This is a genomic window from Streptomyces spiroverticillatus, from assembly GCA_014650415.1.
GTDB classification, from domain to species: domain Bacteria; phylum Actinomycetota; class Actinomycetes; order Streptomycetales; family Streptomycetaceae; genus Streptomyces; species Streptomyces spiroverticillatus.
This window is the reverse complement of the sequence record BMUX01000015.1, coordinates 118,062-141,088: the sequence shown is the minus strand read 5'-3', so window position 1 is coordinate 141,088 and position 23,027 is coordinate 118,062. Positions and strand designations below refer to the sequence as shown.

The window sequence follows — 23,027 nt, the reverse complement described above, 5'->3', positions numbered from 1 at the left end:
CAGGTGAAGGGGCGGGACCGGGGCGAAACCCGGGGGTCCGGGGGCAGCGCCCCCGGCACGAACAGCAACCACCACACCACCCGCACAGAAGACCCGCCCCGAAAGCTCAGCCCTCGTCGAAGTCCTTGGCCGCCACCCGCAAGGGCCTCAGCATGGCGAAGATCTCCCCGCACTCCTCCGCGTCGTACACCCCGAGCCCGAACTCCATCGCCACCAGGTCCCGCGTCGCGGCCTCGACCACCTCGCGCCCCTTCTCGGTGATGGAGGCCAGCGTGCCGCGCCCGTCGTTCGGGTTGGGCCGCTTGTCGACGAGGCCGGACTTCACCAGCCGGTCCACGGTGTTGGTCACCGAGGTCGGGTGGACCATGAGCCGCTCGCCGATCTTCGACATGGGCAGCTCACCGGCCTTGGAGAAGGTGAGCAGCACCAGCGCCTCGTACCGCGCGAAGGTCAGTCCGTACGGCTTGACGACCGCGTCGACCTCCGCGAGGAGGATCTGCTGGGCCCGCATGATCGAGGTGATCGCGGCCATCGAGGGCACGGGACCCCAGCGCTGCTGCCAGAGTTCGTCGGCGCGGGAGATGGGATCGAAGGGGAGGCTGAGCGGCTTGGGCACAGCCCGACCCTACCGGTCAGTCATATGCTGGTCAGCTTTGTCTCGCGGTTCGGTCTTCCGAATTCGTACGGGTGCGGCTTTCCGGGGTCGTACGGGACCCGCGCCCTGCTCCCGCCGGGCCCTCCGCAGCTCCGCGACGAGCAGCAGCGTGCACAGTGTGCCCACCACTCCGGCACCCGCCACGACCCTGTGCACCGGAGCGAACTCCGCCGCCAGCCCGGCCAGCGTCATCCCCAATCCCTGGATGGTCATCAGCCCGGCGCTCTGGAGGGTCATGGCCCGGCCGCGCAGTTCCTCGGGCAGGGCGTCGACGAACCACTGGTCGAGGCCGAGGATGTACGCCCCGCTCATGCCGACCAGGATCTGGAGGACGACCGTCCAGACCAGCCCGGGCACGGTGAGGTACGCGACGAGGGGCACGAGCCCGAGCGACACGGCCGGGAACACCAGCCGGGCGCGCGCCCCGGGCGACAGCGCGGACCCGACGTACAGCTCGGCGGCGATGTGCCCGATCGGCATCCCGCACATGATCAGTCCGAGCGCGGCGGGCCCCGCGCCGATCTGGTCCGCGTACGCGGTGGACAGCGCCTCCGGGGTCACGACGAAGAAGGCGGGCATCCAGAACAGCAGGATCTGGGCCCGCAGGAGCCGGTTGCGGAAGACGAGCCGGGCCCCGTCGAGGGAGTCCCGCAGCAGCGAGGAGCCGCCCTCCTTGGTGTCGATGCGGGCGGGCCTGCGCTTCGTACCGAAACGCAGGAGCAGCGCCGAGCACAGGAACGTCCCGACAGTGATCGTGATCGCCTGGCGCGGGGAGAGGACGACCAGAAGTACGCCGCCCACGCCGAACCCGGCGAGGATCGAGCTCTGCGAGACGATCCGCAGGAGGGACCGCCCGAGGACGTACAGATCACCGTCGCCGAGGATGTCGGCGAGGGTGGCCATCCGCGTCCCCGCGAACACGGGCGCGACGGCGGCGACGAGACACCGCAGCACGAGCAGCGCTGCGACGGGCGTGCTCGGCAGCACCATCACCGCGACGCACGCCGCACAGATCAGATCGCAGACGACCAGCACGCGCCGGGCCGGATACCGGTCGGCGATCCCGGACAGCAAGGTCCCGCCGATGAGATACGGCAGGAGTCCCAGCCCGAAGGTGAGGGCGGAGAGGAAGGGCGACGACGTCAGCTCGTAGACGAGCACGGTGAGCGAAATCTCGCTGACGACGACACCCAGCAGCGAGAGCAGATGGGCGAGGAACACGGGCCGGAACTCACGCACCCGGAAGAGATCCAGATACCCAAGTCGCCTGCCGGCACCGGAACTTGCTACCGGAACGTCTGACATGCGGGGAGCGTGCCACCCCCTCCCCCTCCCGGGTACTCTTTCGCCCCCACCCGAATCTTCCCGCGCCCCACAGGGGCGCGGGGTACTGCGCGACCAGCCACCCACAAAGCCGCGCGGCAAGCGCTTTAGGGAAAGGGGCGGGACAGGGGCACAAACCGGGGGTCCGGGGGCAGCGCCCCCGGCACGAACACCAACCCCCACCCACCCGCAGAAAACCCCCAGGAGCCCCAAAATCGCCTACCACTTCGACTTCGCCCACACCGACCTCACCCGCTGCCGCTTCGCCCTCTCCCCCCTCTGGGAAACCCAGGAAGCCGTCCGCACCCTCCACCGCCCCGCCCGCCACGGCCGCCACCTCCCCTGGCTCCGCCGCATCCGCGCCGACGTCGAGCAGCTCGACCTGCGCCCCCTCTGGCTCCTGATGCCGGAACGCGGCTACACCCCCACCTTCCTCGGCCCCCCACCGCTGGGCCCCGACGTCCCCTTCTCCGAGGAGATCGCCGCCCTGCGGGCCACCGACCCGCGCTCCGCCCGCGTCGAGCTGGCCCAGGCCCTCGCCTGCACCCCGGGCGCGGCGGACTCCCCCACGGGCCGCGCCCTCCTGACCCAACCCGCCCAAGCCGTACGGGACTTGGCCGACCTCCTCGAAGCCGTCTGGCACCTCCTCATCGAGCCGTACTGGCCCCGGCTGCGCACGCTCCTGGAAGCCGACATCCTCTTCCACACCCGCCGTCTCGCCCAGGGCGGCCTGGAGGCCCTCTTCAGCGAGCTGCACCCGCGCCTGACCTGGGCCCCGCCCACCCTCACCCTCACCACCCGGGCGGGCTGGGAGGAGCGCAGGCCGCTGGACGGGCAGGGGCTGGTGCTGGTCCCGAGCCTGTTCTGCTGGCCGGACCTGGTGTCGGGGATGGAGGCCCCCTGGCAGCCCGCCCTCGTGTACCCGGCCCGGGGCATCGGCAGCCTGTGGACCCCGGAGACGACCGCGGACCACGTCGCCCCCACCCCCCTCGCCCGCCTCCTCGGCCGCAACCGCGCCACCGTCCTGCACACCCTGACCGAGCCCGCCTCCACCTCCGCGCTGGCCCTGCGCCTGGGCCTCGCGCCGTCGTCGGTTTCGGACCACCTGTCCGCACTGCGCGACGCGGGCCTGCTGGTGTCGCGCCGCTACGGCCACCAGGTGCTGTACGAACGCACCCCCCTGGGCATCGCACTCGCCTCGGGCACCGGTTCATAGCCCCTCCGCACCGGGTCGCAACCCCTCACAAACCAGGCGTTATGTCACGATTGGGCGTCCCGTTCCACCCGCCCGCAGTCGTCCCGAGGGGGCTGGATGTCCGGCCGCAGGTCCTTCCGTACCCACACGTCGATCCGTACCCCCGCGTCGATCCGCACCCCCGCGTCGATCGCACTCGCCGCCGCCCTGATCTGCACGGCGGCCGCCTGCTCCTCCCCCGACACGGAAACCGCCGCCCCGGACCGCTCCACGGGCCCCGCCGCCAACACCTCCCCCTTCTGGGTCGACCCCGACTCCAGCGCCGCCCGGCAGGTCAAGGAGTGGTCGGCGCAGGGACGTACCGACGACGCGAACCAGCTCAAGAAGATCTCCGAACGGCCGGTCGCGAACTGGCCGGCGGGCGACAACCCGGTCCCGGACGTCCAGCGGGTCACCGCGGGCGCGGCCAAGGAGGGCCGCACGGTCGTCCTCGTCGCGTACAACATCCCGCACCGCGACTGCGGCCAGCACAGCGCGGGCGGCGCCGCCGACTCCAACGCCTACCGGGGCTGGCTCGACGCCTTCGCCACCGCCATCGGGAACGCGCCCGCCACCGTGATCCTGGAGCCCGACGCCGTCCCGCACATCGTCGACGGCTGCACCCCCGGCGTGCACCACGGCGAACGCAGCGCCCTCCTCACCCAGGCCGTCGACCGGCTGAAGAGGCAGCCGAAGACCAAGGTGTACGTCGACGCGGGGAACCCGGCGTGGATCACCGACCCGGGCAAGCTGGTCGACCCGTTGAAGCGCGCCGGGATCGCGAGGGCCGACGGTTTCTCCCTCAACGTCTCGAACTTCCAGCGCGACGCCGACGTCAGGGCGTACGGCAAGCAGCTCTCCGCCCTGCTCGGCGGCGCGCACTTCGTGGTCGACTCCAGCCGCAACGGCGAAGGCCCCCTCCCGGGGGCCCGCGCCGACGCCTGGTGCAACCCGTCCGGCCGAGCGCTCGGCAAACCGCCGACCGACCAGACCGGCGACCCGCTGCTCGACGCGTACCTCTGGGTCAAGCGCCCCGGCGACTCGGACGGCGAGTGCCGGGGCGGCCCCGCAGCGGGGACCTGGTGGCCGGACTACGCACTCGGCCTGGCCCGCAAGTCCCCCTGATCCCGGCTCACTTGACCTGAATCCACTTCGCCTCGGACGGCACGCCGTCCTTGTCGGTGACGAAGAGCATGTACCAGCCCGCGGGAACCAGCGTGGGGTCCTTCGGAACGGTGAACGTCACCTCGCCCTTGTCCTTCTTCACTCCCAGCTCGATCGACCGCTGCTCCACGTCGGTGGTGTGCGTGACGGCGCTCGGCCGCATCAGCCGCGCCTTCACGATCCGGTCCGCGTCCTTGCTCTTGTACGTCGCCGAGTTGTCCTCGTCGAAGGCGTCGACGGCGCCGTCCAGGACCGGGCGGGGCTTGTCCTGGTGCAGGTACGGCGGGGTGAAGATCTCCACGCGCTGCTCGAAGGTGCCGAGCTTGGTGTTGTCCTCGTCGCCGTAGAGCGGGTCGGAACCGAAGGTGGCGACGCGCCCGTCGGGCAGCAGCAGCGCCTCGGAGTGGTAGTTGCGGCCCACCGTCGGCTCGGCGGCGTCACGGAAGGCGTTGGCCTTGGGGTCGTAGAACTGCGCCTTGAGAATGTCGCTGGCGCCCCGGCCCCGGTAGTCCTTGGAGCCGCCGCTGGTGAAGACGGTGTCGTCCGGCATCAGGACGCTGGACAGGTACCTGGTCCCCTGGGCGAGCTGCGGTCCCGTCTTGAAGGCCGGGTTGTCGGCCTTCAGGTCGGCGATGGCGGTACGGGTCGTGGCCTTCTCGGACTCGCCGACCCCGCCGCCGCCGAGCACCATCACCTTCTGGTCCTGCGCGGGCGGCAGCAGCACGGAGGCGGAGGTCTCCAGCTGGTCGGTGTCGGTCATGCCGCCGACCTTGGTGAAGGTGTTGTCGTCCACGTTCCACAGGCCCGGCACGCGGCCCTTCTCGGCGGGGCCGTACCCGGCGTTGGAGCCGGAGTAGAAGAGCTTGCCGCCCTTGGTGAGGAAGAGGGCGGGGTAGGTCGGGAAGTAGCGGAAGGGGCCCTTCCCCCACTTCTTGGTCTCCGGGTCGTAGATCTCGTTGTCGCCGGGGACCACGTCACCGACGTCGTTGAGCCCGGAGGCGGCGAGCACCCGCCCGTCCTCCAGCGTCGTCAGCGTCGGATACCAGCGGGCGTCCTTCATCGGCGCCACCGGTACGTACTTCTCGGCCTTCGGGTCGAACTCGTACGCCGCCTTGATCCCCTGGAAGTCCTGCTTCTCGGTGGTGATCTTCTGCGCGAGGCCGTAGACGTTGTCGGCGTCCTCGCCCTCCAGGCCGACGACCTCGTACTGGGCGGCCTGGGTGGTGAGCGCGGCGGCGCCCTCCTTGGCGGCCTCGACGAAGACGCGCGACTCGGCGGCCGTCACCTTGGTCTCCCAGGGCTTCATCTGTCCGGACGCGAAGTAGCCGATCTTGAATTCCCGCTTGGCCTTGGGGACCGTCACGTCGAACTTCGAGATGTACTCCACCCCGGACGGGGACCGGAACCGCGTCCCCTTCTTGAGGGTGATCTCCTTGTCCGGCGACTCGTTCTTGACCCGCATGCCGCCGCCGGCCCGGGTGACCTTGCCGTCGAGGACCTCGTAGCGGGCGGTACCGCCGGCCACCAGCAGCTGGCCGTCGGGGAGCTGGGCGTGCCCGGCGCAGAAGAAGTCCTCGGGGGTGGGGATCTTCTTGAAGGTGTTCTTCTTCGGGTCCCACAGCACGGTCTCGAAGGTGCCGGAGTCGAACTTCTTCTGGTCGTTGCCCGACCCCGCGATGAGCAGCACCTTGCCGGTGCGCAGCAGGGCGGCGTGGATGGCGTTGAGCTTGTACTCCACGGGCACGTCGAGCATGTCCCAGGAGCCGTTCTCGGCCATGTAGCCGGGCTGGGCGATCTTGTACGCGTGGTACTTCTCCTGCGCGAAGTCCAGCGCCGCGGGGGCGTTGAGGCCGACGAGCAGGATGATCGCGCCGCCGCCGAGCAGGGAGTTCTTCAGCTTCCGGTGCGGCTTGGCGGCCTTCTTCGGGGCGTCGGGCTTGTTCGAGGGGGCCTGGGGCCGGTCCTCGGGCGGTCGGGGCGCCATGTCACTTCCCTCCGGATGCGGCGTTGACGGTGGCTGCGGCGGTGGCGTTGGCGGCGGCCGGGGCGCCTGCGGGGAGCAGGGGCTCGGGGCCGACGTCGACGTGGGCGCGGCGCGGCCTGGAGGTGGTCACGTCCCGCTCGGTGTACCGGCTCCAGATCCACAGGGTGACCGGGGCGAGCGAGATGATCAGGGCGAGGACAGCCCAGGTGCGCATCGCCGCGTGGGTGTGCCCGTAGTGCACGGACGCCCACAGCGACGCGACGAGCACGGCCGCCCAGAACAGGTGGATGCGGAAGGTGAGCAGCCGGTCGGGGCTGGCCTCGCCGCCCTTGGGGGTGACGACGAACTTCCCGCGCCGCCCGACGAGTGCCGCGCCCAGCGACTTCAGGTAGATCGGCGCGCAGATCGCGGACATCGCCATGCCGGCCAGACCGCCCGAGCCCTCGGGCTCGTGCGGGGAGACGTTGTGCCGCCGGTTCCACAGGTACAGGCAGATCTGGAGCGCCACCGCGTCGCTGTACAGCATCAGCCACACGGACGTGGAGACCTGCGTGCCCGAGGCCCCGAACCACAGGAACAGCACGCAGCTCAGGATGCCGAGCAGCCAGTTGACGGCCGTCATGGGGTAGTACACGAGCATCAGGCCGTAGTTGAGGAGCCGCCCCGGCGGAATCCGGAAGGGCGCCTTCCAGAACTGCTTGAAGACGGTCTCGTACGTGCCCCGCGACCAGCGCATCTGCTGGGTGAAGAAGTCCGTCCAGGAGGCCGGCCCCTCCCCCACCGCAAGCACGTCCGGGGTGTACACCGACCGCCAGAAGTGCCCGGTGCGCGGGTTCTTGCGGCGGTGCAGCTCGAAGCCGGTGGCCATGTCCTCGGTGATGGAGTCGTACAGCCCGCCGATCTGCGTCAGCGCACTGATCCGCACGACGTTGTTGGTGCCGACGAACATGGGCGCGCGGTAGCGGTTGCCCGCCCGCTGGATCAGCGCGTGGAAGAGGTACTGCTGCGACTCGGCGGCCTTGGTGACGAGGGCCTGGTAGTTGCCGTACACCTGCGGGCCGACGACGAAGGCGATGTCGGGGTCGCGGAAGTACCCGAGCATCCGCTCCAGGTAGTTGGGCAGCGGGATGTGATCGGTGTCGACGGACGCGAAGTACTCGTACTCGCCTCCGTGCATCGCCAGCCACGCGTTGTAGTTGCCGTGCTTGGTCTTCGCCCGGTGCACGCCCTTCTTCCGGTTCCAGTCCGGAATCCCCTTGCGGGTGAAGTGCTTGACGCCGAGCTCCTCGCACAGTGCCTTCGCCGCGGGGTCGTCGCCCTCGTCGAGCAGCCATACGTCGAGGGGCCCGTCGTGCCGGACCTTGACCGCGCCCTCCAGGGTGGCGCGGACCATCGACAGGGGCTCCTTGCCGGGTACGTACGTCGTCAGGAACGCGACCCGCGTCCCCTTCTCGGCCGTCACCGGCACCGGGTCCCGGGCGACCATCGTGGCGTGCGCGATGGACACCACGTTCACCAGCATGAAGAACATGATGAAAGCGATGGCGCCGAGCATCGTGTAGTCGGCCCGGACCAGCCAGGGGTCGGCGTTCTCCCGCTCGGTCCAGTGGGAGGGCCAGACCAGGTAGGCGAGCAGCACGGCGGAGAGCACCGGGGCGAGCGTCATGAGGAGGACGGCTCGTATTCGGTGGGGCTCCTTCGAGAGCAGGCTCGTGTACTGGACCGTGTAGGGGCCGCTGCCCGGGTCCGTCAACGGCCCCGCGAGGCGGCTGTGCTTCTCGTAGTCGTAGCCCTCCGGCAACACACTGCCTCCAAGCTGGTCACGTGAGGCCTATACCTCACGAAAGCCACGAAACGTCAGATATGAGTTCGTGTCGACCCGGGGACGTCCGAAGGGGCTACGTGCGGGCATGCGAAAGACCCCCTGCCCGGGGCGGGGCAGGGGGTCCGGGGCGAGGGGAGACCTCGGCCTGGGGCGCGGCGGCTAGGCCACGGCCTCCTTGCGGGCGCGGGCGGCGATGACGGCCCGCTCGGCCTCGGCCTTGAGCTTGCGCTCGGCGAAGAAGCCGCCGGTGGGCAGCACCGACATCACGAAGTAGAAGGCGGCGGTCTTCAGCGACCACTTGGTGCGGTTCCAGGCGTCGGCCCAGAAGAGGACGTACAGCACGAAGAGCAGGCCGTGGATCGCACCCATCGCCGGTACCGCGTTGAATTCCGTGGTGCGCTTGAGCACCGAGCAGACGAGCAGCAGCAGGAAGGACACCGCCTCGGGGGCGGAGACCAGGCGGAGGCGGCGGAGTGCGGAAGCGGTCTTGAGATCCACGGAAGGGCAACCTTCGTCGTCGAGGGGCAGGGCGGCAGGGGGCAGCAGCCGGAACAGGAAGCGATCTTGTGAACGTATGCACAAGCGCTCCCCACATTGTGGCATCCGCCTTTGCCAAGCCTTGGCTCAGGGTCGGGTCAGGGGCGGACTCCCCCGGAAGACCCTGGTCGCAACGGCACCCGCCCGATACCTTCGATCCCGTGGCTCAGTTCCGACTGCAAGGCAGCAAGGTGCTCGCCGTCGACATGACCGGGGACGCCGTCAAGGCGAAGAACGGCTCCATGGTGGCGTACGACGGCCAGATCACCTTCAAGAAGATGACCGGTGGCGGTGAAGGCGTGCGCGGCATGGTGACCCGCCGTCTCACCGGCGAACAGATGACGGTGATGGAGGCCAAGGGGCACGGCACGTGCTACTTCGCCGACCGCGCCTCCGAGATCAACCTGGTGAACCTCACCGGCGAGAAGCTCTACGTCGAGTCCAGCAACCTGCTGTGCACCGACGCGGGCCTGCGCACGGGCACGACCTTCACCGGGCTGCGCGGCGGCGCGACCGGCAACGGGCTCTTCACCACGACCGTGGAGGGGCACGGCCAGGCGGCCATCACCTCCGACGGGCAGGCGGTCGCCCTGCGCGTGTCCTCCCAGTACCCGCTCCAGGTCGACCCGGGTGCGTACATCGCCCACACCGGGAACCTCCGCCAGTCCTTCCAGTCGGGGGTCAATTTCCGGACCTTCATCGGCGAGGGCTCCGGGGAGGCGTTCCAGATCCGTTTCGAGGGCGAGGGCCTCGTGTACGTCCAGCCCAGCGAGCGCAACACCATCGGGGGCGACGTCTGATGCCGTTCCGCGAGATCAACTCCCGGATGGTCGAGGCGCAGGTGCTGCCCGGCCAGAAGATGTACAGCCAGCGCGGCGCGATGCTCGCGTACCAGGGCGAGGTGTCCTTCACCCCGAACATCCAGGGCGGCCAGGGCGGCGTCATGTCGATGATCGGCCGCCGGGTCGCCAACGAGGCGACGCCCCTGATGACCGTCGAGGGCAGCGGCACGGTGGTGTTCGGGCACGGCGGCCACCACATCCAGGTGATCAACCTCTCCGGCGACACCTTGTACGTGGAGGCGGACCGGCTGCTCGCCTTCGACGGGACGCTGACGCAGGGCACGATGTTCATGGGCTCGCAGGGCGGCGTCATGGGCATGGTGCGGGGCCAGGTGACCGGTCAGGGCCTGTTCACCACGACCCTCAAGGGCCACGGCGCGGTCGCCGTCATGGCGCACGGCGGCGTGATCGAGCTGCCGATCACCCCGCAGCGCCCGGTGCACGTCGACCCGCAGGCGTACGTCGCCCACCACGGGGACGTACGCAACAAGCTGTCGACCGCGCTCGGCTGGCGCGACATGGTGGGACGCGGCTCCGGCGAGGCGTTCCAGCTGGAGCTGTCGGGCAACGGCGCGGTGTACGTCCAGGCCTCGGAGGAGAAGCTGTGAACAGCCCCCTGACAGGAGCGCCGGGCGGCCCCGTAGTGCTCGACCCGCACACCCTCCCGAGCGACGACAACGTCAATCCGTACACCTTCTGCGTGGAACTCAAGGGGAGCCAGTGGTTCCTGCAGAAGGGCAAGATGATCGCCTACTACGGGCAGATCGAGTTCAACGGCATCGGGCACGGCCGCTTCGACCGCCTGCTGCGTACGAGCTTCCACTCACCCCTGCACGCCAGTGACTGGGTGGTCGCCGAGGGCAGCGGCAAGATGCTGCTCGCCGACCGCGCCTTCGACGTGAACTCCTTCGACCTGGAGGAGGGCAACCTGACGATCCGCGCCGGGAACCTCCTCGCGTACCAGCCGACCCTGGCGCTGAAGCAGTCGATCGTGCCGGGCTTCCTGACGCTGATCGGCACGGGGAAGTTCGTCGCCGCGTCCAACGGCCCCGTCGTCTTCATGGAGCCGCCGATCCGGGTCGACCCGCAGGCGCTGGTGGGCTGGGCGGACTGCCCCTCCCCCTGCCACCACTACGACCACGGCTACATGGCCGGCGTACTGGGTGGACTTCGCGCCATGACCGGAATCGGCGGCGCCTCCGGCGAGGAGCACCAGTTCGAGTTCGTCGGGGCGGGCACGGTGCTGCTCCAGTCGACCGAGCTGCTGATGGCCGACCAGGCCGTGGGTGCGGTCGGCGGTGCGGCGGGGCAGAATGCCGGTGTGCCGGGCGGCGGACAGCACGGCCAGCAGGGGGCCGCACCGCGTCTTCCCGGCCAACTCGGGGACCTCCAGCGTCGCTTCGGACTGTGAGCGGTAGTCTGCGCAGTGTGATCGCCTGTTCGAGGGGAGCCGTCTGTTCCGGGCGTGCCGGGCGTCACACTGCGCAGACCCGACATTTTCGTCCAGTATTCAACTTCTTAGGTATGATGCCTGCATGTCCCCCACTGACAGCGAATCGACTGACACCCCCTGGCTCAGCGACGCCGAGCAGTGCGCCTGGCGCACCTATCTGGACGCGAGCAAGCTCATCACGCATCAGATGGAGAAGGACCTCCAGCCCTTCGGCCTGACCAACAACGACTACGAGATCCTCGTCAACCTCTCGGAGTCCGCCGAGAAGCGGATGCGGATGAGCGACCTGGCCACGGTCACCCTCCAGTCCAAGAGCCGCCTCTCCCACCAGATCACCCGCATGGAGAACGCGGGCCTGGTCCGCCGCGAGAACTGCGAGTCCGACCGCCGCGGCCTCTACGCGGTCCTCACCGAGGAGGGCGGCGCGGTGATGCACAAGGTCGCCCCGTACCACGTCGCGTCGGTGCGCCGGCACTTCATCGACCTGATCAAGCCGGAGGAGCTGATCCGGATGAGCACCATCCTGAAGCCGGTGACCGAGGACCTCCGGGGCAAGCGCGGCAAGATCTGATCAGTCCGCGTCCGACCGGTCCGTCCGCAGCAGCTCCAGTACGAGAGCGAACCGCGCGCCCCCGCCCGGCGCCCGCCCCACCGTGAGCGTCCCGCCGTGCCGGTGGGCCACGTCCCGGGCGATGGCGAGGCCGAGGCCCGCACCGCCCTCGTCCCGGCTGCGGGCGTCGTCGAGCCGTACGAACCGCTCGAAGATCCGCTCCCGCTCGGCCTCCGGCACCCCGGCCCCGTCGTCGGCCACCTCCAGGACCGCCCGACCGGCCTCGGCGCGCAGCGTCACCGTGACCGAACCCGCCGCGTGACGCTGCGCGTTGTCGAGCAGGTTGCCCAGGATCCGCCCCAACTGGCCGCGCGATCCGGCCACTTCGACCCCGTCCGCCACTTCCACCGCGACCGGAATCCGGTCCCGGTCGGCGCGCTGGGCGACTTCCCTCCGTACGAGGGCGGACAGGTCCACCCGTGCCGCCCCCGGCTTCTCTCCCGCGTCGAGCCGGGCCAGCAGCAAGAGATCTGCGGCCAGGTCCTGGAGCCGTACGGTGTCCTCCACCGCCCCCTCCAGGTCCAGCAGCTCCGGGTGCGCCGCGCCCACTTCGAGCTGGGTGCGCAGGGAGGCGATCGGGCTGCGCAGCTCGTGCGAGGCGTCGGCGACGAAGCGGCGCTGGCGGTCGACGGAGGCCTCCAGGGCGGCGAGCGTCTCGTTGGTGGTGACCGCGAGCCGGTCCACCTCGTCGCCGGTGCCGGGCGCGGGCACCCGGCGCGACAGATCCGCGGAGGCGGTGATGGCGGCCATCTCGCGCCGGATGCCCTCCACGGGCCGCAGCGCACGCCGGGTCACCAGCCAGGTCACCCCGGCCACGACCACGAGCAGCACCGGCAGCCCGGTGAGCATGGCGTCCCGCACGGTCCCCACGGCCTCCCGCTCGCCGGACAGGGGTGCGCCCGCGTACACGGTGACGGTCCGCCCGTCCGGCCTGGTCGCCTCGACGGCGGCGAACCGGTACTCGCCCTCGTCCCCGTCGACGGTGGCGCTGCCGGTCGACATCCGGGGCTCGTCGCGGGAGACCTCGCCCCGGCCCGGGTCGTCCGCATCGTCGGCGTCGTCGTCCTCCGCGGGCACGGCCCCGACCGCGACGGGCTTCACCCGCGGACTCCCCGCCCCCGAGATCGCCTCCAGCTTCTTGCTCACGGCGACCAACTGCCCCTCGCTGGTGACCACTTGGACCGGGTTGTCCTCCTTGTCGGGCAGCTCCAGCTTCTCGTACGCGGTCCCGAGCGCGACCTGCGAGGCCACCTCCTGCGCGGCGACCTCGGCCCGCAGGTCGGTCTGGTCGGTCAGCTTCGTGGCGAGCACGAGCAGCACCGCGAGCCCGGCGGCGACCAGTGCGACGGCGACGACGGCGGTGGCCCCGAGCGCGGCGCGGGCCCGTACCGAGCGCATCACCGTGCGACCAGCCGGTACCCGGCGCCGCGCACGGTCTGGATGCGCTCGGCGCCCAGTTTCCTGCGCAGGGTCGAGATGTACACCTCGACGATGTTCGGATCGCCGTCATACGCGAAGTCCCAGACGTGCTCCAGCATCTCGGCCTTGCTGACGACCGCGTCGGGCCGCAGCGCGAGTTGTTCCAGCACGGCGAACTCCTTCGCGGTGAGGGTGACTTCCTCCCCGTCCCGGTGCACGCGGCGGCTCGCGGTGTCGAGGCTGAGCCCGCCGACGGTCAGCACCGGCGAGGGAGTCCCCGCGCTGCCCCGGCGGCGCAGCAGGGCCCGGATCCGGGCGACCAGCACGACGTACGAGAAGGGCTTGGTCAGGTAGTCGTCGGCCCCGGTGTCGAGACCCTCGGCCTCGTCGTACTCGCCGTCCTTGGCGGTGAGCATCAGGATCGGGACGTCGTTGCCGGCGGCCCGCAGGGCGGCGCAGACCCGGTAGCCGTTCATGCCGGGCAGCATGATGTCGAGGACCACCAGGTCGTACGGGCTCTCGCTCGCCCGGTGCAGCCCTTCGAGCCCGTCGTGCACGACGTCCACGGCGAAGCCCTCGGCGGTGAGTCCCTTGGCGAGCGACACCGCGAGCCGCTTCTCGTCCTCCACGATCAACAGGCGCATGGGGACAAGGGTCGCAGGACCAACCTGAAACGGGCTTCAGGCGCATTCAGGTGGGGTTAAGGATGCCGGGCGCAGATTGGTGGACGTACCAAGCGATCTGGTTCGTACGAACTCGGGAGGACCCCATGAAGCGCAAGTCCGTCATCGCCGCGGCCATCGTCGTCGTACTGGTCGGAGGGGGTACGGCGACGGCGCTGAGCCTGCCGTCGGACGGCGGTCCGGCAGTCGCGGGCACCGCCGCCGATGTGAACCGCGCCGTCGCCACGGCCGCGTCCGCCGTGCCCGGCACCGTGACCGGCGCGGACCTGGAGGACGACGGCCGGGAGTGGGACGTCGACGTGTACGGCACGGACCACAAGTGGCACGACGTGACGCTGGATCCGTCGGGGGCGAAGGTACGGAGCGACCGCGTCGACACCGGGAACGACGACCGGGACGACCGCGCCCCGAAGGGCGCGGACGTCACCGTCGAGAAGGCTGTGGCGGCGGCCCTGAAGGCCGCGCCCGGCCACGTCACCGAAGTCGACCTCGAACGCGGTCACTGGGAGATCGAGGTGCGCGGCAAGGACGGCCGCCACACCGATGTGAACGTCGACGCGAAGACCGGAAAGGCCGTCGTGGTCCCGAAGGGTCAGGACGACGACAGGGCGACCGGCGGGGACGACGGCGCGGACTCCGACGACGACTGAGCCCGCCGCCCCCTGCCGCGCAGCACGAACCCGACCGCCGCCGTGGCGAGCACCGGCAGGGCGACCAGAAGGTAGGACAGAGTCAGCGGAATGTGTCCCACCAGCACCCCGACGGCGGCGGCGCCGACCGAGGAGCCCGCATTGAGCGCGGTGTTGACCCAGGCTCCGGCCCGGGCGCGGGAGTCCGGACCGGCCGCCTCGTCGGCGATGAGGTACGCGGTGGTGATGGCAGGTGCGATGAACAGGCCGACCACCATCACGGCGGGCACCAGGACGAACACCCCGGGCGCGAGCCCGGCCGCAGCGAGGGCGCAGCCCAGCAGGCAGGCGATGGTGAGCAGCCGGGACCGGCCGCCGGAACGCCAGTTCACCGCGCCGTACACCAGTCCGCCGACCGCGCTGCCGGCCACGAGGGCGGCCTCCACCCAGCTGATGGCCTCGGGGTGGCCGTGGGCCTCGGTGAACGCGATGCCGAGGAGGCCGACACCGCCGAGGGAGAGCCCGGTGGCGGCGGCCACGGCGGCGGGCAGGGCCAGTCCGGGGACGCGGGGGCCCTTCGCCCCCTTGGGGCTCTTGCCCTTGGCCTCCGCCTGCGCGGCGACCGGAAAGGTGACCATGGCGGTCGTACCGACCAGGACGAGCACGGCGGCGGCGAGGATTCCGGTGGCGGGGCGGGCGTACACGACCGGAATGCCGACGATCAGCGGCCCGGCCACGAACAGCAGCTCCTCGACCACCCCGTCCAGGCTGTACGCCCGCTGGAGCAGCGCCCGGTCGGGCACCAGCCGCCCCCAGAGCACCCGCATCGTGGGCCCGAGCGGCGGGCAGCTCACGCCGACGAGGGCGACGAGCAGACCGATCAGCGGTACGGGAGCGCCGGGCGTCCAGCAGACGAGGGCGAGGGTGACCAGGAACGCGGCGAACACGGCGGCCAGCGGCAGCAGGGCCCGCCGGGGCCCGAACCGGTCGACGAGCCCGGCCCGGTAGGGGCTGAGCAGGACGGAGCAGGCGCCGTACACGGACATCAGGACACCGGCGGCGGCGTACGAACCGGTGGCGTTCTTGACGGTGAGGACGAGGGGCAGCGGCAGGATCCCGTAGGCGAGCCGCCCGAGCAGGGCGGAGCCGAAGGTGCGGGCGGCCTGGGGGGTGCGCAGGACAGCACCGTATGAAGGCTTGGCGGACATGAGTCTTCCCGAGGTGGTGTGCAGGTGTGTGGACATGCCGAACCACGACCGCTCGCGCTCCTGCCGGAGGGGGGTCGTGGAGGGGATGCCGGCTACCCACGAAGGAAGATCATGCGCTCAAGCTAACAGCGGGAGGGGGTGCTGAACAGGGGTTTCCGCAGGTTCATGGCACAACTCCCGTTGCAGGGGCGGGGATCACCGCCGGCCCCGGCCGGAACAGCAACTCCCCACCCCCAGGCGGAGCCTCACGAGCCCTCCGTGACCCCCGCCACCAACTCGTCCGCCGCCGCGTACGGATCCAGCTCCCCCGCCACGATCCGCTCCGCCAGCGCACCCAGCCGCCGGTCCCCCCGCAGATCCCCGATCCGCTCCCGCAGCGCGGTGACCGCGATCGTCTCCACCTCGTGGGCGGCGCGGGCGGACCGACGTTCGGCCAGCACCCCGTGCTCCTCCATCCACGCCCGGTGCTTCTCCAGCGCCTCGACCACCTCGTCGACGCCCTCGCCGCGGGCGGCGACCGTCTTGACGATCGGCGGCCGCCAGTCGCCGGGGCCCCGGGACTCCCCGAGCCCGAGCATGTGGTTCAGCTCGCGGACCGTGGCGTCCGCCCCGTCACGGTCCGCCTTGTTGACGACGTACACATCGCCGATCTCCAGGATTCCGGCCTTCGCCGCCTGGATCCCGTCGCCCATCCCGGGCGCGAGCAGCACCATCGAGGTGTCCGCCTGGGCGGCGATCTCCACCTCGGACTGGCCGACGCCGACCGTCTCGACCAGTACGACGTCGAAGCCGGACGCGTCCAGGACGCGGATCGCCTGCGGGGCGGCCCATGCGAGCCCGCCCAGGTGCCCCCGCGTCGCCATCGACCGGATGTAGACGCCGGGGTCCGACGCGTGGTCGGCCATCCGGATCCGGTCGCCCAGCAGCGCTCCCCCGGAGAAGGGCGACGACGGGTCCACGGCCAGCACCGCGACCCGCTTGCCCGCCCGCCGGTACGTCGCCACCAGCGCCGACGTCGACGTCGACTTGCCGACGCCCGGGGAGCCGGTCAGCCCGACCACGTACGCGTTGCCCGCCAGCGGCGCCAGCGCCGCCATCACCTCGCGGAGCTGCGGGGACGCCCCCTCGACCAGCGAGATCAGCCGGGCCACGGCCCTGGGCCGCCCTTCCCGGGCCTGTTCCACCAGCGTGGGGACGTCCTGCATCACAGCGCTCCGCTCATCCGCTCCGTACGTACGAGAACTACTTGCCCGGCACGCGCACGATCAGCGCGTCGCCCTGGCCGCCGCCCCCGCACAGGGCCGCAGCGCCGACGCCGCCGCCGCGCCGCTTCAGCTCCAGCGCCAGGTGCAGGACGACCCGCGCGCCGGACATGCCGATGGGGTGGCCCAGAGCGATCGCACCACCGTTGACGTTCACCTTTTCCGGGGACACGCCGAGGTCCTTCATTGACTGGACGGCGACGGCTGCGAAGGCCTCGTTGATCTCGATGAGGTCGAGGTCGTCAACACCCAGGCCCTCCTTCTTGAGGGCGTGCGCGATGGCATTCGACGGCTGCGACTGGAGCGAGTTGTCCGGCCCGGCGACGTTGCCGTGCGCGCCGATCTCGGCGATCCAGTCCAGGCCCAGCTCCTCGGCCTTGGCCTTGCTCATGACGACGACCGCGGCCGCACCGTCCGAGATCTGGGACGACGTACCGGCGGTGATCGTGCCGTCCTTGGCGAAGGCGGGGCGCAGCTTGGCGAGGGACTCGACGGTGGTCTCCGGGCGCACGCCCTCGTCCGTCGACACCAGCACCGGGTCGCCCTTGCGCTGCGGTACCTCGACGGGGGTGATCTCGGCCTCGAAGATGCCGTTCTTCTGAGCGGCGGCGGCGCGCTGGTGGGACTGGGCGGCGAACTCGTCCTGCGGGGCGCGCTCGATGCCGAGGCGCGTGTTGTGCTTCTCGGTCGACTCCCCCATCGGGATGTTCTCGAAGGAGTCGGTGAGACCGTCGTACGCCATCGCGTCGAGCATCTCGATCGAGCCGTACTTGTAGCCCTCGCGGGACTTCGGCAGCAGGTGCGGGGCGTTGGTCATCGACTCCTGGCCGCCCGCGACCACGATGTCGAACTCGCCGGCGCGGATCAGCTGGTCGGCGAGCGCGATGGCGTCCAGGCCGGAGAGGCACACCTTGTTGATGGTGAGCGCGGGGACGTTCATCGGGATGCCGGCCTTGACGGCGGCCTGGCGGGCGGGGATCTGGCCCGCGCCGGCCTGGAGCACCTGGCCCATGATCACGTACTGCACCTGGTCGCCGCCGATGCCCGCACGCTCGACGGCCGCCTTGATCGCGAAGCCGCCCAGGTCGGCTCCGGAGAAGGACTTCAGGGAGCCGAGGAGACGGCCCATGGGCGTCCGGGCGCCCGCGACGATGACAGAAGTGGTACCGGTCGTTCCAGACATGAGGCACGGCCCCTTGGGAGGTTGGGAGTGAACGAGGGTTTACTTGACGATACTGACGGCTCCCTCGCACGTCACCGGGGAGCCGGTGTGACGGCGCGCACGTTGCGTAACCGGTCCCAACCACGCTGCACTACAAGCATGCTGACGCGAATCGACCACATCGGGATTGCCTGCCACGACCTCGACAAGACCGTCGAGTTCTACCGGGCCACGTACGGCTTCGAGGTGCACCACTCCGAGATCAACGAGGAGCAGGGCGTCCGCGAGGCCATGATCAAGATCAACGACGCCTCCGACGGCGGCGCCACCTACCTCCAGCTCCTCGAACCCACGCGCGAGGACAGCGCGGTCGGCAAGTGGCTGGCGAAGAACGGCGAGGGCGTCCACCACATCGCCTTCGGCACCGCCGACGTCGACGCGGACTCCGCGGACATCCGGGAGAAGGGCGTACGGGTGCTGTACGACGAGCCGCGCATCGGGTCGATGGGCTCCCGGATCACCTTCCTGCACCCCAAGGACTGCCACGGCGTGCTCACCGAACTGGTCACCGCGGCCGAGCCTGCCGAAGGGGGCAGTCCGGAGGACCACTGACTCCCGCCCGACCCGGCCGGTAGAGTGGGCCGTTCCGGGCCGGGGCCGGGAATCGGGCCTGCGACTTGTGGCCCGCTGTTGATCTGACACCATTCCCCCGGGGGCCCGCCCGCTGTCAGGGTGGGGCCGTATGGAACGGACGTGCGCGAAGGCCGCGCTCGGAAGGGCCGTACGACCACGAACGTACGACAACAGAGTCACGACAGTCAGTTGCGACCAGGGGACGGATGGGACCGCGCAGTGCGGGGCTACGAACGCCAGGAGGGCCCTCTACGGGCTGAGTCCGACCATCTCTCGCGGTTCGAGGCCGAGATGGACCGGCTGAAGACCGAGCGGGAGAAGGCGGTCCAGCACGCCGAGGACCTCGGCTACCAGGTCGAGGTGCTGCGCGCCAAGTTGCACGAGGCGCGCCGCAACCTCGCGTCCCGGCCTGCCTACGACGCGGCGGACATCGGGTACCAGGCCGAGCAGTTGCTCCGCAATGCCCAGGTGCAGGCGGACCAACTCCGCACCGACGCCGAGCGCGAGCTGCGCGACGCCCGCGCCCAGACGCAGCGCATCCTCCAGGAGCACGCCGAGCACCAGGCAAGGCTCCAGGCCGAGTTGCACCAGGAGGCGGTCACCCGCCGGCAGCGCCTGGACCAGGAGCTGGCGGAGCGCCGGCAGACCGTCGAGTCGCACGTCAACGAGAACGTCGCCTGGGCCGAGCAGCTGCGCGCCCGCACCGAGGCGCAGGCCCGGCGGCTCATGGAGGAGTCCCGCGCCGAGGCCGAGCAGGCACTGACCGCCGCCCGCGCCGAGGCCACCCGGGTCGCCGAGGAGGCCCGTCAGCGGCTCACCGCCGACTCCGAGGCCGCCCGCGCCGAGGCCGAGGCGACCCTGCTGCGCGCCCGCAAGGACGCCGAGCGGCTGCTGAACGCCGCGTCCACGCAGGCGCAGGAGGCCACCACCCACGCCGAGCAGCTGCGTACGACCACCACCACCGAGTCGGACGCGGCCCGCAAGCAGGCCGCCGAGATGTCGCGCACGGCCGAGACCCGGATGCAGGAGGCCGAGACGGCCCTGCGCGAGGCCCGTCTCGAGGCCGAGAAGGTCCTCTCGGAGGCGAAGGAGGCGGCGGCCAAGCAGCTCGCGGGCGCCGAGTCCGTCAACGAGCAGCGCACCCGTACGGCCAAGACCGAGATCGCCCGCCTGGTCGGCGAGGCCACCAAGGAGTCCGAGACGCTGAAGGCGGAGGCCGAGCAGGCGCTCGCCGACGCCCGCGCCGAGGCCGAGCGCCTGGTGAAGGAGGCCGCGGACAAGGCTCGTACGGCTGCTTCCGAGGACTCGGCCGCGCAGCTCGCGAAGGCCGCCCGCACGGCGGAGGAAGTCCTCACCAAGGCGTCCGAGAACGCCCAGGAGACCACCCGCAAGGCCGCCGAGGAGGCCGAGCGCATCCGCCGCGAGGCCGAGGCGGAGGCGGAGCGGCTGCGCGGCGAGGCCGCCGAGCAGGCCGACGAGCTCAAGGGCGCGGCCAAGGACGACACCAAGGAGTACCGGGCCAAGACGGTCGAGCTCCAGGAGGAGGCCCGGCGGCTGCGCGGCGAGGCCGAGCAGTTGCGTGCGGAGGCCGTCGCCGAGGGCGAGCGGATCCGCGGCGAGGCCCGCCGGGAGGCCGTGCAGCAGATCGAGGAGGCGGCCAGGACCGCCGAGGAGCTGCTGACCAAGGCCCGCACGGACGCCGAGGAGCTGCGGGAGACCGCGGGCGCCGACGGCGAGCGGGTGCGCTCGGAGGCAACCGAGCGGGCGAACGCGCTGCGGGGCCAGGCCGAGGAGGCCCTGGAGGCCGCCCGCGCCGAGGTGGAGCGGCTGCGCGCCGAGTCCGAGGAGCAGGCGGAGCAGACCCGGGCCGCCGCCGAGGAGGACGTACGGGCGCTGCGCGCGGACGCCGAGCGTGCCCTGGCCGCCCGGCAGGCCGAGGCGAGCACGGAGATCGAGCGGCTGCGCGGCGAGGCCGAGCAGCGCCTCACCTCCTCCGAGGAGACCCTGCTGGGTGCCCGTGCGGAGGCCGAGCGGATCCGCCGGGAGGCCGGCGAGGAGACCGACCGGCTGCGCGGCGAGGCCGCCGAGCGGGCCCGGGCGCTCCAGGCGCAGGCCGAGGAGGAGGCCGAGCGGCTGCGCACCGAGGCCGCGTCGGACGCCTCGCAGGCGCGTGCGGAGGGCGAGAACGTCGCCGTACGGCTGCGGAGCGAGGCCGCGGCGGAGGCCGAGCGGCTCAGGACGGAGGCGCAGGAGAGCGCCGACCGGGTGCGCGCGGAGGCGGCCGCGGCCGCCGAGCGGGTGTCCGGGGAGGCCGCCGAAGCCCTTGCCGCCGCGCAGGAGGAGGCCGTACGACGTCGTCGTGAGGCCGAGGAGACCCTGGCCGGGGCCCGCGAGGAGGCCGAGCGGGAGCGTACCCAGGCGCGCGAGCAGAGCGAGGAGCTTCTCGCGTCGGCCCGCAAGCGGGTCGAGGAGGCGCAGGCGGAGGCCCAGCGGCTGGTCGAGGACGCCGAGCGGCGCGCCTCGGAGCTGGTGTCGGCGGCCGAGCAGACCGCGCAGCAGGTGCGGGACGCGGTGGCCGGGCTCCAGGAGCAGGCCGAGGAGGAGATCGCCGGGCTGCGCAGCGCCGCCGAGCACGCGGCGGAGCGCACGACGACCGAGGCGCAGGAGGAGGCGGACCGGGTCCGCGCCGACGCGCACGCCGAGCGGGAGCGGGCCGCCGAGGACGCGTCCCGGATCCGCAGCCGCTCCCAGGAGGAGTCGGACGCGGCGAAGGCGCTGGCCGAGCGCACGGTGGGCGACGCCATCGCCGAGGCCGAGCGGGTGCGCACCGACTCCCAGGAGCGCGCCCAGCAGCTCCGTACCGAAGCCTCGGACGCGCTCGCGGCGGCCGAGGAGGCGGCGGCGAAGTCCCGCGCCGAGGCCCGCGACGACGCCAACCGCATCCGCAACGAAGCGGCCTCCCAGGCGGACCTGCTGATCGGCGAGGCCCGCAGCGAGGCCGAGCGGATCGAGCGGGAAGCGGCGGAGGTACGCAACAAGGCCGACCAGGAGGCCACCCGCGCCGTCGCCGAGGCGACCGCGGAGGCCGAGCGGATCACCGCGCACGCGGCGGCCACCCTGAACACCGCCGAGCAGGACGCGGAGCGGCTGCGCGCCGAGGCCGAGCAGGTCAAGGCGGACGGCGAGGCGCAGGCCGAGCAGCTGCGGGCGGCCGCCCGTGCGGACGGCGAGCAGGTGCTCGACGAGGCCCGCAAGGCCGCCGACAAGCGGCGCACGGACGCCGCCGAGCAGGTCGACACCCTCATCACGGAGGCGGCGGCCGAGGCCGACAAGCTGACCACCGAGGCGCTCCAGCAGGCCGAGAAGCTGGTCACGGACGCGACGCAGAAGTCCGAGCAGCTGGTGTCGGACGCCACCGGCGAGGCGGAGCGGCTGCGCGCCGAGGCCGCCGACACGGTGGGCTCCGCCCAGCAGGCCGCCGAGCGGATCCGCACCGAGGCGGCCAAGCACCGCGAGGACACCGAGGCCGCCGCCGAGCAGATGCGCACCGAGGCGCGCAGCGAGGCCGACCGGCTCCTCGACGAGGCCCGCGAGGCGGCGTCCAAGCGGCGCTCGGACGCGGCGCAGCAGGCGGACCAGCTCGTCGCGAAGGCCCAGGAGGAGGCGCTGCGCGCCGCCACGCAGGCCGAGGAGCAGGCCGACACGATGGTCGGCGCGGCCCGCAAGGAGGCCGAGCGGATCGTCTCGGAGTCCAAGGTCGAGGGCAACTCGATGGTGGAGCAGGCCCGTACGGACGCCGACGAGCTGTTGGTGGGCGCCCGCCGGGACGCAACTGCCATAAGGGAGCGGGCGGAAGAGCTGCGGGCGCGTCTGGAGGGCGAGATCGAGGAGCTGCACGAGCGTGCGCGCCGCGAGACCGCCGAGCAGATGAAGACCGCGGGCGAGCGCGTCGACAAGCTCATGAAGGCGGCCACCGAACAGCAGGCCGAGGCCGAGGCGAAGGCCAAGTCCATGGTGTCCGAGGCGAGTTCGGAGGCCGGGAAGGTCCGCATCGCGGCGGTCAAGAAGGCCGAGCAGCTGCTCAAGGAGGCCGAGCAGAAGAAGGCCGAACTGGTCCGCGAGGCAACGAAGTTGAGGGACGATGCGAAGGCCGAGGCGGACCGCATGGTCGCCGAGGGCAAGCGCGAACTGGACGTGCTGGTGCGCAGGCGCGAGGACATTCAGGCCGAGATCTCCCGTGTCCAGGACGTGCTTGAGGCGTTGGAATCATTCGAGGCTCCGTCCCAGGGCGGCAAGCCGGCCGGCGGTCCGGGTTCGGGCGGCGTCAAGGCCGGCGCGGCGGCGGGCGGGACTCGATCGGGTGGCAAGTCCTCGGACGGCTAGCGGGAATCCGGTCACGAGCGA

At 71.6% G+C, this 23,027-nt stretch carries 19 protein-coding genes; 9 read left to right on the top strand and 10 right to left on the bottom strand.

Features of this window, described 5'->3' with window-relative positions; all coding sequences use genetic code 11:
• Window positions 1–106 precede the first annotated feature (106 nt).
• Window positions 107–616, bottom strand: a complete 510-nt coding sequence (locus IE269_RS31945; RefSeq protein WP_189826729.1) for a MarR family winged helix-turn-helix transcriptional regulator — start codon at window positions 614–616, stop codon at window positions 107–109.
• Window positions 617–625: 9 nt separating this feature from the next.
• Window positions 626–1,960 carry an MFS transporter gene (locus IE269_RS31940; RefSeq protein ID WP_189826728.1) on the bottom strand — a complete coding sequence of 445 codons (1,335 nt, stop codon included), beginning with the start codon at window positions 1,958–1,960 and terminating at the stop codon, window positions 626–628.
• A 232-nt stretch (window positions 1,961–2,192) separates the two neighbouring features.
• Between IE269_RS31940 and IE269_RS31935 the strand changes: the two genes are divergently transcribed.
• On the top strand, window positions 2,193–3,194 hold the full coding sequence (locus IE269_RS31935) for an ArsR/SmtB family transcription factor (protein WP_189826795.1): 1,002 nt from the start codon (window positions 2,193–2,195) through the stop codon (window positions 3,192–3,194).
• Window positions 3,195–3,290: 96 nt separating this feature from the next.
• Window positions 3,291–4,337 carry a glycoside hydrolase family 6 protein gene (locus tag IE269_RS31930; RefSeq protein WP_189826727.1) on the top strand — a complete coding sequence of 349 codons (1,047 nt, stop codon included), beginning with the start codon at window positions 3,291–3,293 and terminating at the stop codon, window positions 4,335–4,337.
• A gap of 7 nt (window positions 4,338–4,344) precedes the next feature.
• Here the strand turns inward: IE269_RS31930 and glxA are convergent, their stop codons facing one another.
• The 3 genes from glxA to IE269_RS31915 all read right to left on the bottom strand — a co-directional run bounded on the left by glxA (window position 4,345) and on the right by IE269_RS31915 (window position 8,683).
• On the bottom strand, window positions 4,345–6,360 hold the full coding sequence (gene glxA, locus IE269_RS31925) for a radical copper oxidase GlxA (RefSeq protein WP_189826726.1): 2,016 nt from the start codon (window positions 6,358–6,360) through the stop codon (window positions 4,345–4,347).
• Between the two features lies 1 nt (window position 6,361).
• Entirely contained in the window at window positions 6,362–8,164 is a 1,803-nt protein-coding gene (locus IE269_RS31920; RefSeq protein ID WP_189826725.1) for a glycosyltransferase family 2 protein, read from the bottom strand.
• Between the two features lie 180 nt (window positions 8,165–8,344).
• Entirely contained in the window at window positions 8,345–8,683 is a 339-nt protein-coding gene (locus tag IE269_RS31915; RefSeq protein WP_189826724.1) for a DUF3817 domain-containing protein, read from the bottom strand.
• Window positions 8,684–8,883: 200 nt separating this feature from the next.
• Here IE269_RS31915 and IE269_RS31910 point away from each other — a divergent pair, with 200 nt between their 5' ends.
• From IE269_RS31910 to IE269_RS31895, 4 genes are all read left to right on the top strand, one after another.
• Window positions 8,884–9,522 (top strand): AIM24 family protein, encoded by a 639-nt coding sequence (locus IE269_RS31910; RefSeq protein ID WP_189826723.1) that lies wholly within the window; start codon window positions 8,884–8,886, stop codon window positions 9,520–9,522.
• Window positions 9,522–10,172 carry an AIM24 family protein gene (locus IE269_RS31905; RefSeq protein WP_189826722.1) on the top strand — a complete coding sequence of 217 codons (651 nt, stop codon included), beginning with the start codon at window positions 9,522–9,524 and terminating at the stop codon, window positions 10,170–10,172. The genes IE269_RS31910 and IE269_RS31905 overlap by 1 nt, the downstream gene beginning before the upstream one ends.
• An 8-nt stretch (window positions 10,173–10,180) precedes the next feature.
• Window positions 10,181–10,975: an AIM24 family protein gene (locus tag IE269_RS31900; RefSeq protein WP_189826794.1), complete on the top strand. Its 795-nt coding sequence runs from the start codon at window positions 10,181–10,183 to the stop codon at window positions 10,973–10,975.
• 124 nt (window positions 10,976–11,099) lie between these two features.
• Window positions 11,100–11,588, top strand: coding sequence for a MarR family winged helix-turn-helix transcriptional regulator (locus tag IE269_RS31895; RefSeq protein WP_189826721.1), 489 nt, complete (start codon window positions 11,100–11,102; stop codon window positions 11,586–11,588).
• Here IE269_RS31895 and IE269_RS31890 read toward each other — a convergent pair whose 3' ends face one another.
• The gene (locus IE269_RS31890) at window positions 11,589–13,025 is read right to left on the bottom strand and encodes a sensor histidine kinase (RefSeq protein ID WP_189826720.1); all 1,437 of its coding nucleotides are present in this window, start codon (window positions 13,023–13,025) and stop codon (window positions 11,589–11,591) included.
• On the bottom strand, window positions 13,025–13,690 hold the full coding sequence (locus IE269_RS31885; RefSeq protein ID WP_189826719.1) for a response regulator transcription factor: 666 nt from the start codon (window positions 13,688–13,690) through the stop codon (window positions 13,025–13,027). Before IE269_RS31885 ends, IE269_RS31890 begins: the two co-directional genes overlap by 1 nt.
• A gap of 125 nt (window positions 13,691–13,815) precedes the next feature.
• On the opposite strand from IE269_RS31885, the gene IE269_RS31880 reads away from it, so the two are divergent.
• Complete coding sequence (locus IE269_RS31880; RefSeq protein ID WP_189826718.1) at window positions 13,816–14,379, top strand: PepSY domain-containing protein; 564 nt, start codon at window positions 13,816–13,818, stop codon at window positions 14,377–14,379.
• Here IE269_RS31880 and IE269_RS31875 read toward each other — a convergent pair.
• From IE269_RS31875 to IE269_RS31865, 3 genes are all read right to left on the bottom strand, one after another.
• Window positions 14,322–15,566 carry an MFS transporter gene (locus tag IE269_RS31875; RefSeq protein ID WP_189826717.1) on the bottom strand — a complete coding sequence of 415 codons (1,245 nt, stop codon included), beginning with the start codon at window positions 15,564–15,566 and terminating at the stop codon, window positions 14,322–14,324. The two genes, IE269_RS31880 and IE269_RS31875, sit on opposite strands and share 58 nt — an antisense overlap.
• Window positions 15,567–15,811: 245 nt before the next feature.
• Window positions 15,812–16,771, bottom strand: coding sequence for a methylmalonyl Co-A mutase-associated GTPase MeaB (gene meaB / locus IE269_RS31870; protein ID WP_189826716.1), 960 nt, complete (start codon window positions 16,769–16,771; stop codon window positions 15,812–15,814).
• A gap of 37 nt (window positions 16,772–16,808) precedes the next feature.
• The gene (locus IE269_RS31865; RefSeq protein ID WP_189826715.1) at window positions 16,809–18,011 is read right to left on the bottom strand and encodes an acetyl-CoA C-acetyltransferase; all 1,203 of its coding nucleotides are present in this window, start codon (window positions 18,009–18,011) and stop codon (window positions 16,809–16,811) included.
• A gap of 138 nt (window positions 18,012–18,149) precedes the next feature.
• Between IE269_RS31865 and mce the strand changes: the two genes are divergently transcribed.
• Window positions 18,150–18,602: a methylmalonyl-CoA epimerase gene (gene mce, locus IE269_RS31860; RefSeq protein ID WP_189826714.1), complete on the top strand. Its 453-nt coding sequence runs from the start codon at window positions 18,150–18,152 to the stop codon at window positions 18,600–18,602.
• 240 nt (window positions 18,603–18,842) lie between these two features.
• A complete protein-coding gene (gene scy / locus IE269_RS31855) occupies window positions 18,843–23,006 on the top strand; it encodes a polarized growth protein Scy (RefSeq protein WP_189826713.1) in 4,164 nt (1,387 codons plus the stop codon).
• Window positions 23,007–23,027 lie beyond the last annotated feature (21 nt).

Excerpts from the sequence above, each read along its gene's own strand:
- IE269_RS31930 (WP_189826727.1), top strand. The coding sequence starts at position 3,291 with ATGTCCGGCCGCAGGTCCTTCCGTACCCACACGTCGATCCGTACCCCC.
- IE269_RS31885 (WP_189826719.1), bottom strand. The coding sequence starts at position 13,690 with ATGCGCCTGTTGATCGTGGAGGACGAGAAGCGGCTCGCGGTGTCGCTC.
- meaB (WP_189826716.1), bottom strand. The coding sequence starts at position 16,771 with ATGCAGGACGTCCCCACGCTGGTGGAACAGGCCCGGGAAGGGCGGCCC.
- mce (WP_189826714.1), top strand. The coding sequence starts at position 18,150 with ATGCTGACGCGAATCGACCACATCGGGATTGCCTGCCACGACCTCGAC.
- IE269_RS31865 (WP_189826715.1), bottom strand. The coding sequence starts at position 18,011 with ATGTCTGGAACGACCGGTACCACTTCTGTCATCGTCGCGGGCGCCCGG.
- IE269_RS31895 (WP_189826721.1), top strand. The coding sequence starts at position 11,100 with ATGTCCCCCACTGACAGCGAATCGACTGACACCCCCTGGCTCAGCGAC.
- IE269_RS31905 (WP_189826722.1), top strand. The coding sequence starts at position 9,522 with ATGCCGTTCCGCGAGATCAACTCCCGGATGGTCGAGGCGCAGGTGCTG.
- IE269_RS31880 (WP_189826718.1), top strand. The coding sequence starts at position 13,816 with ATGAAGCGCAAGTCCGTCATCGCCGCGGCCATCGTCGTCGTACTGGTC.
- glxA (WP_189826726.1), bottom strand. The coding sequence starts at position 6,360 with ATGGCGCCCCGACCGCCCGAGGACCGGCCCCAGGCCCCCTCGAACAAG.
- IE269_RS31875 (WP_189826717.1), bottom strand. The coding sequence starts at position 15,566 with ATGTCCGCCAAGCCTTCATACGGTGCTGTCCTGCGCACCCCCCAGGCC.
- IE269_RS31890 (WP_189826720.1), bottom strand. The coding sequence starts at position 13,025 with ATGCGCTCGGTACGGGCCCGCGCCGCGCTCGGGGCCACCGCCGTCGTC.
- IE269_RS31940 (WP_189826728.1), bottom strand. The coding sequence starts at position 1,960 with ATGTCAGACGTTCCGGTAGCAAGTTCCGGTGCCGGCAGGCGACTTGGG.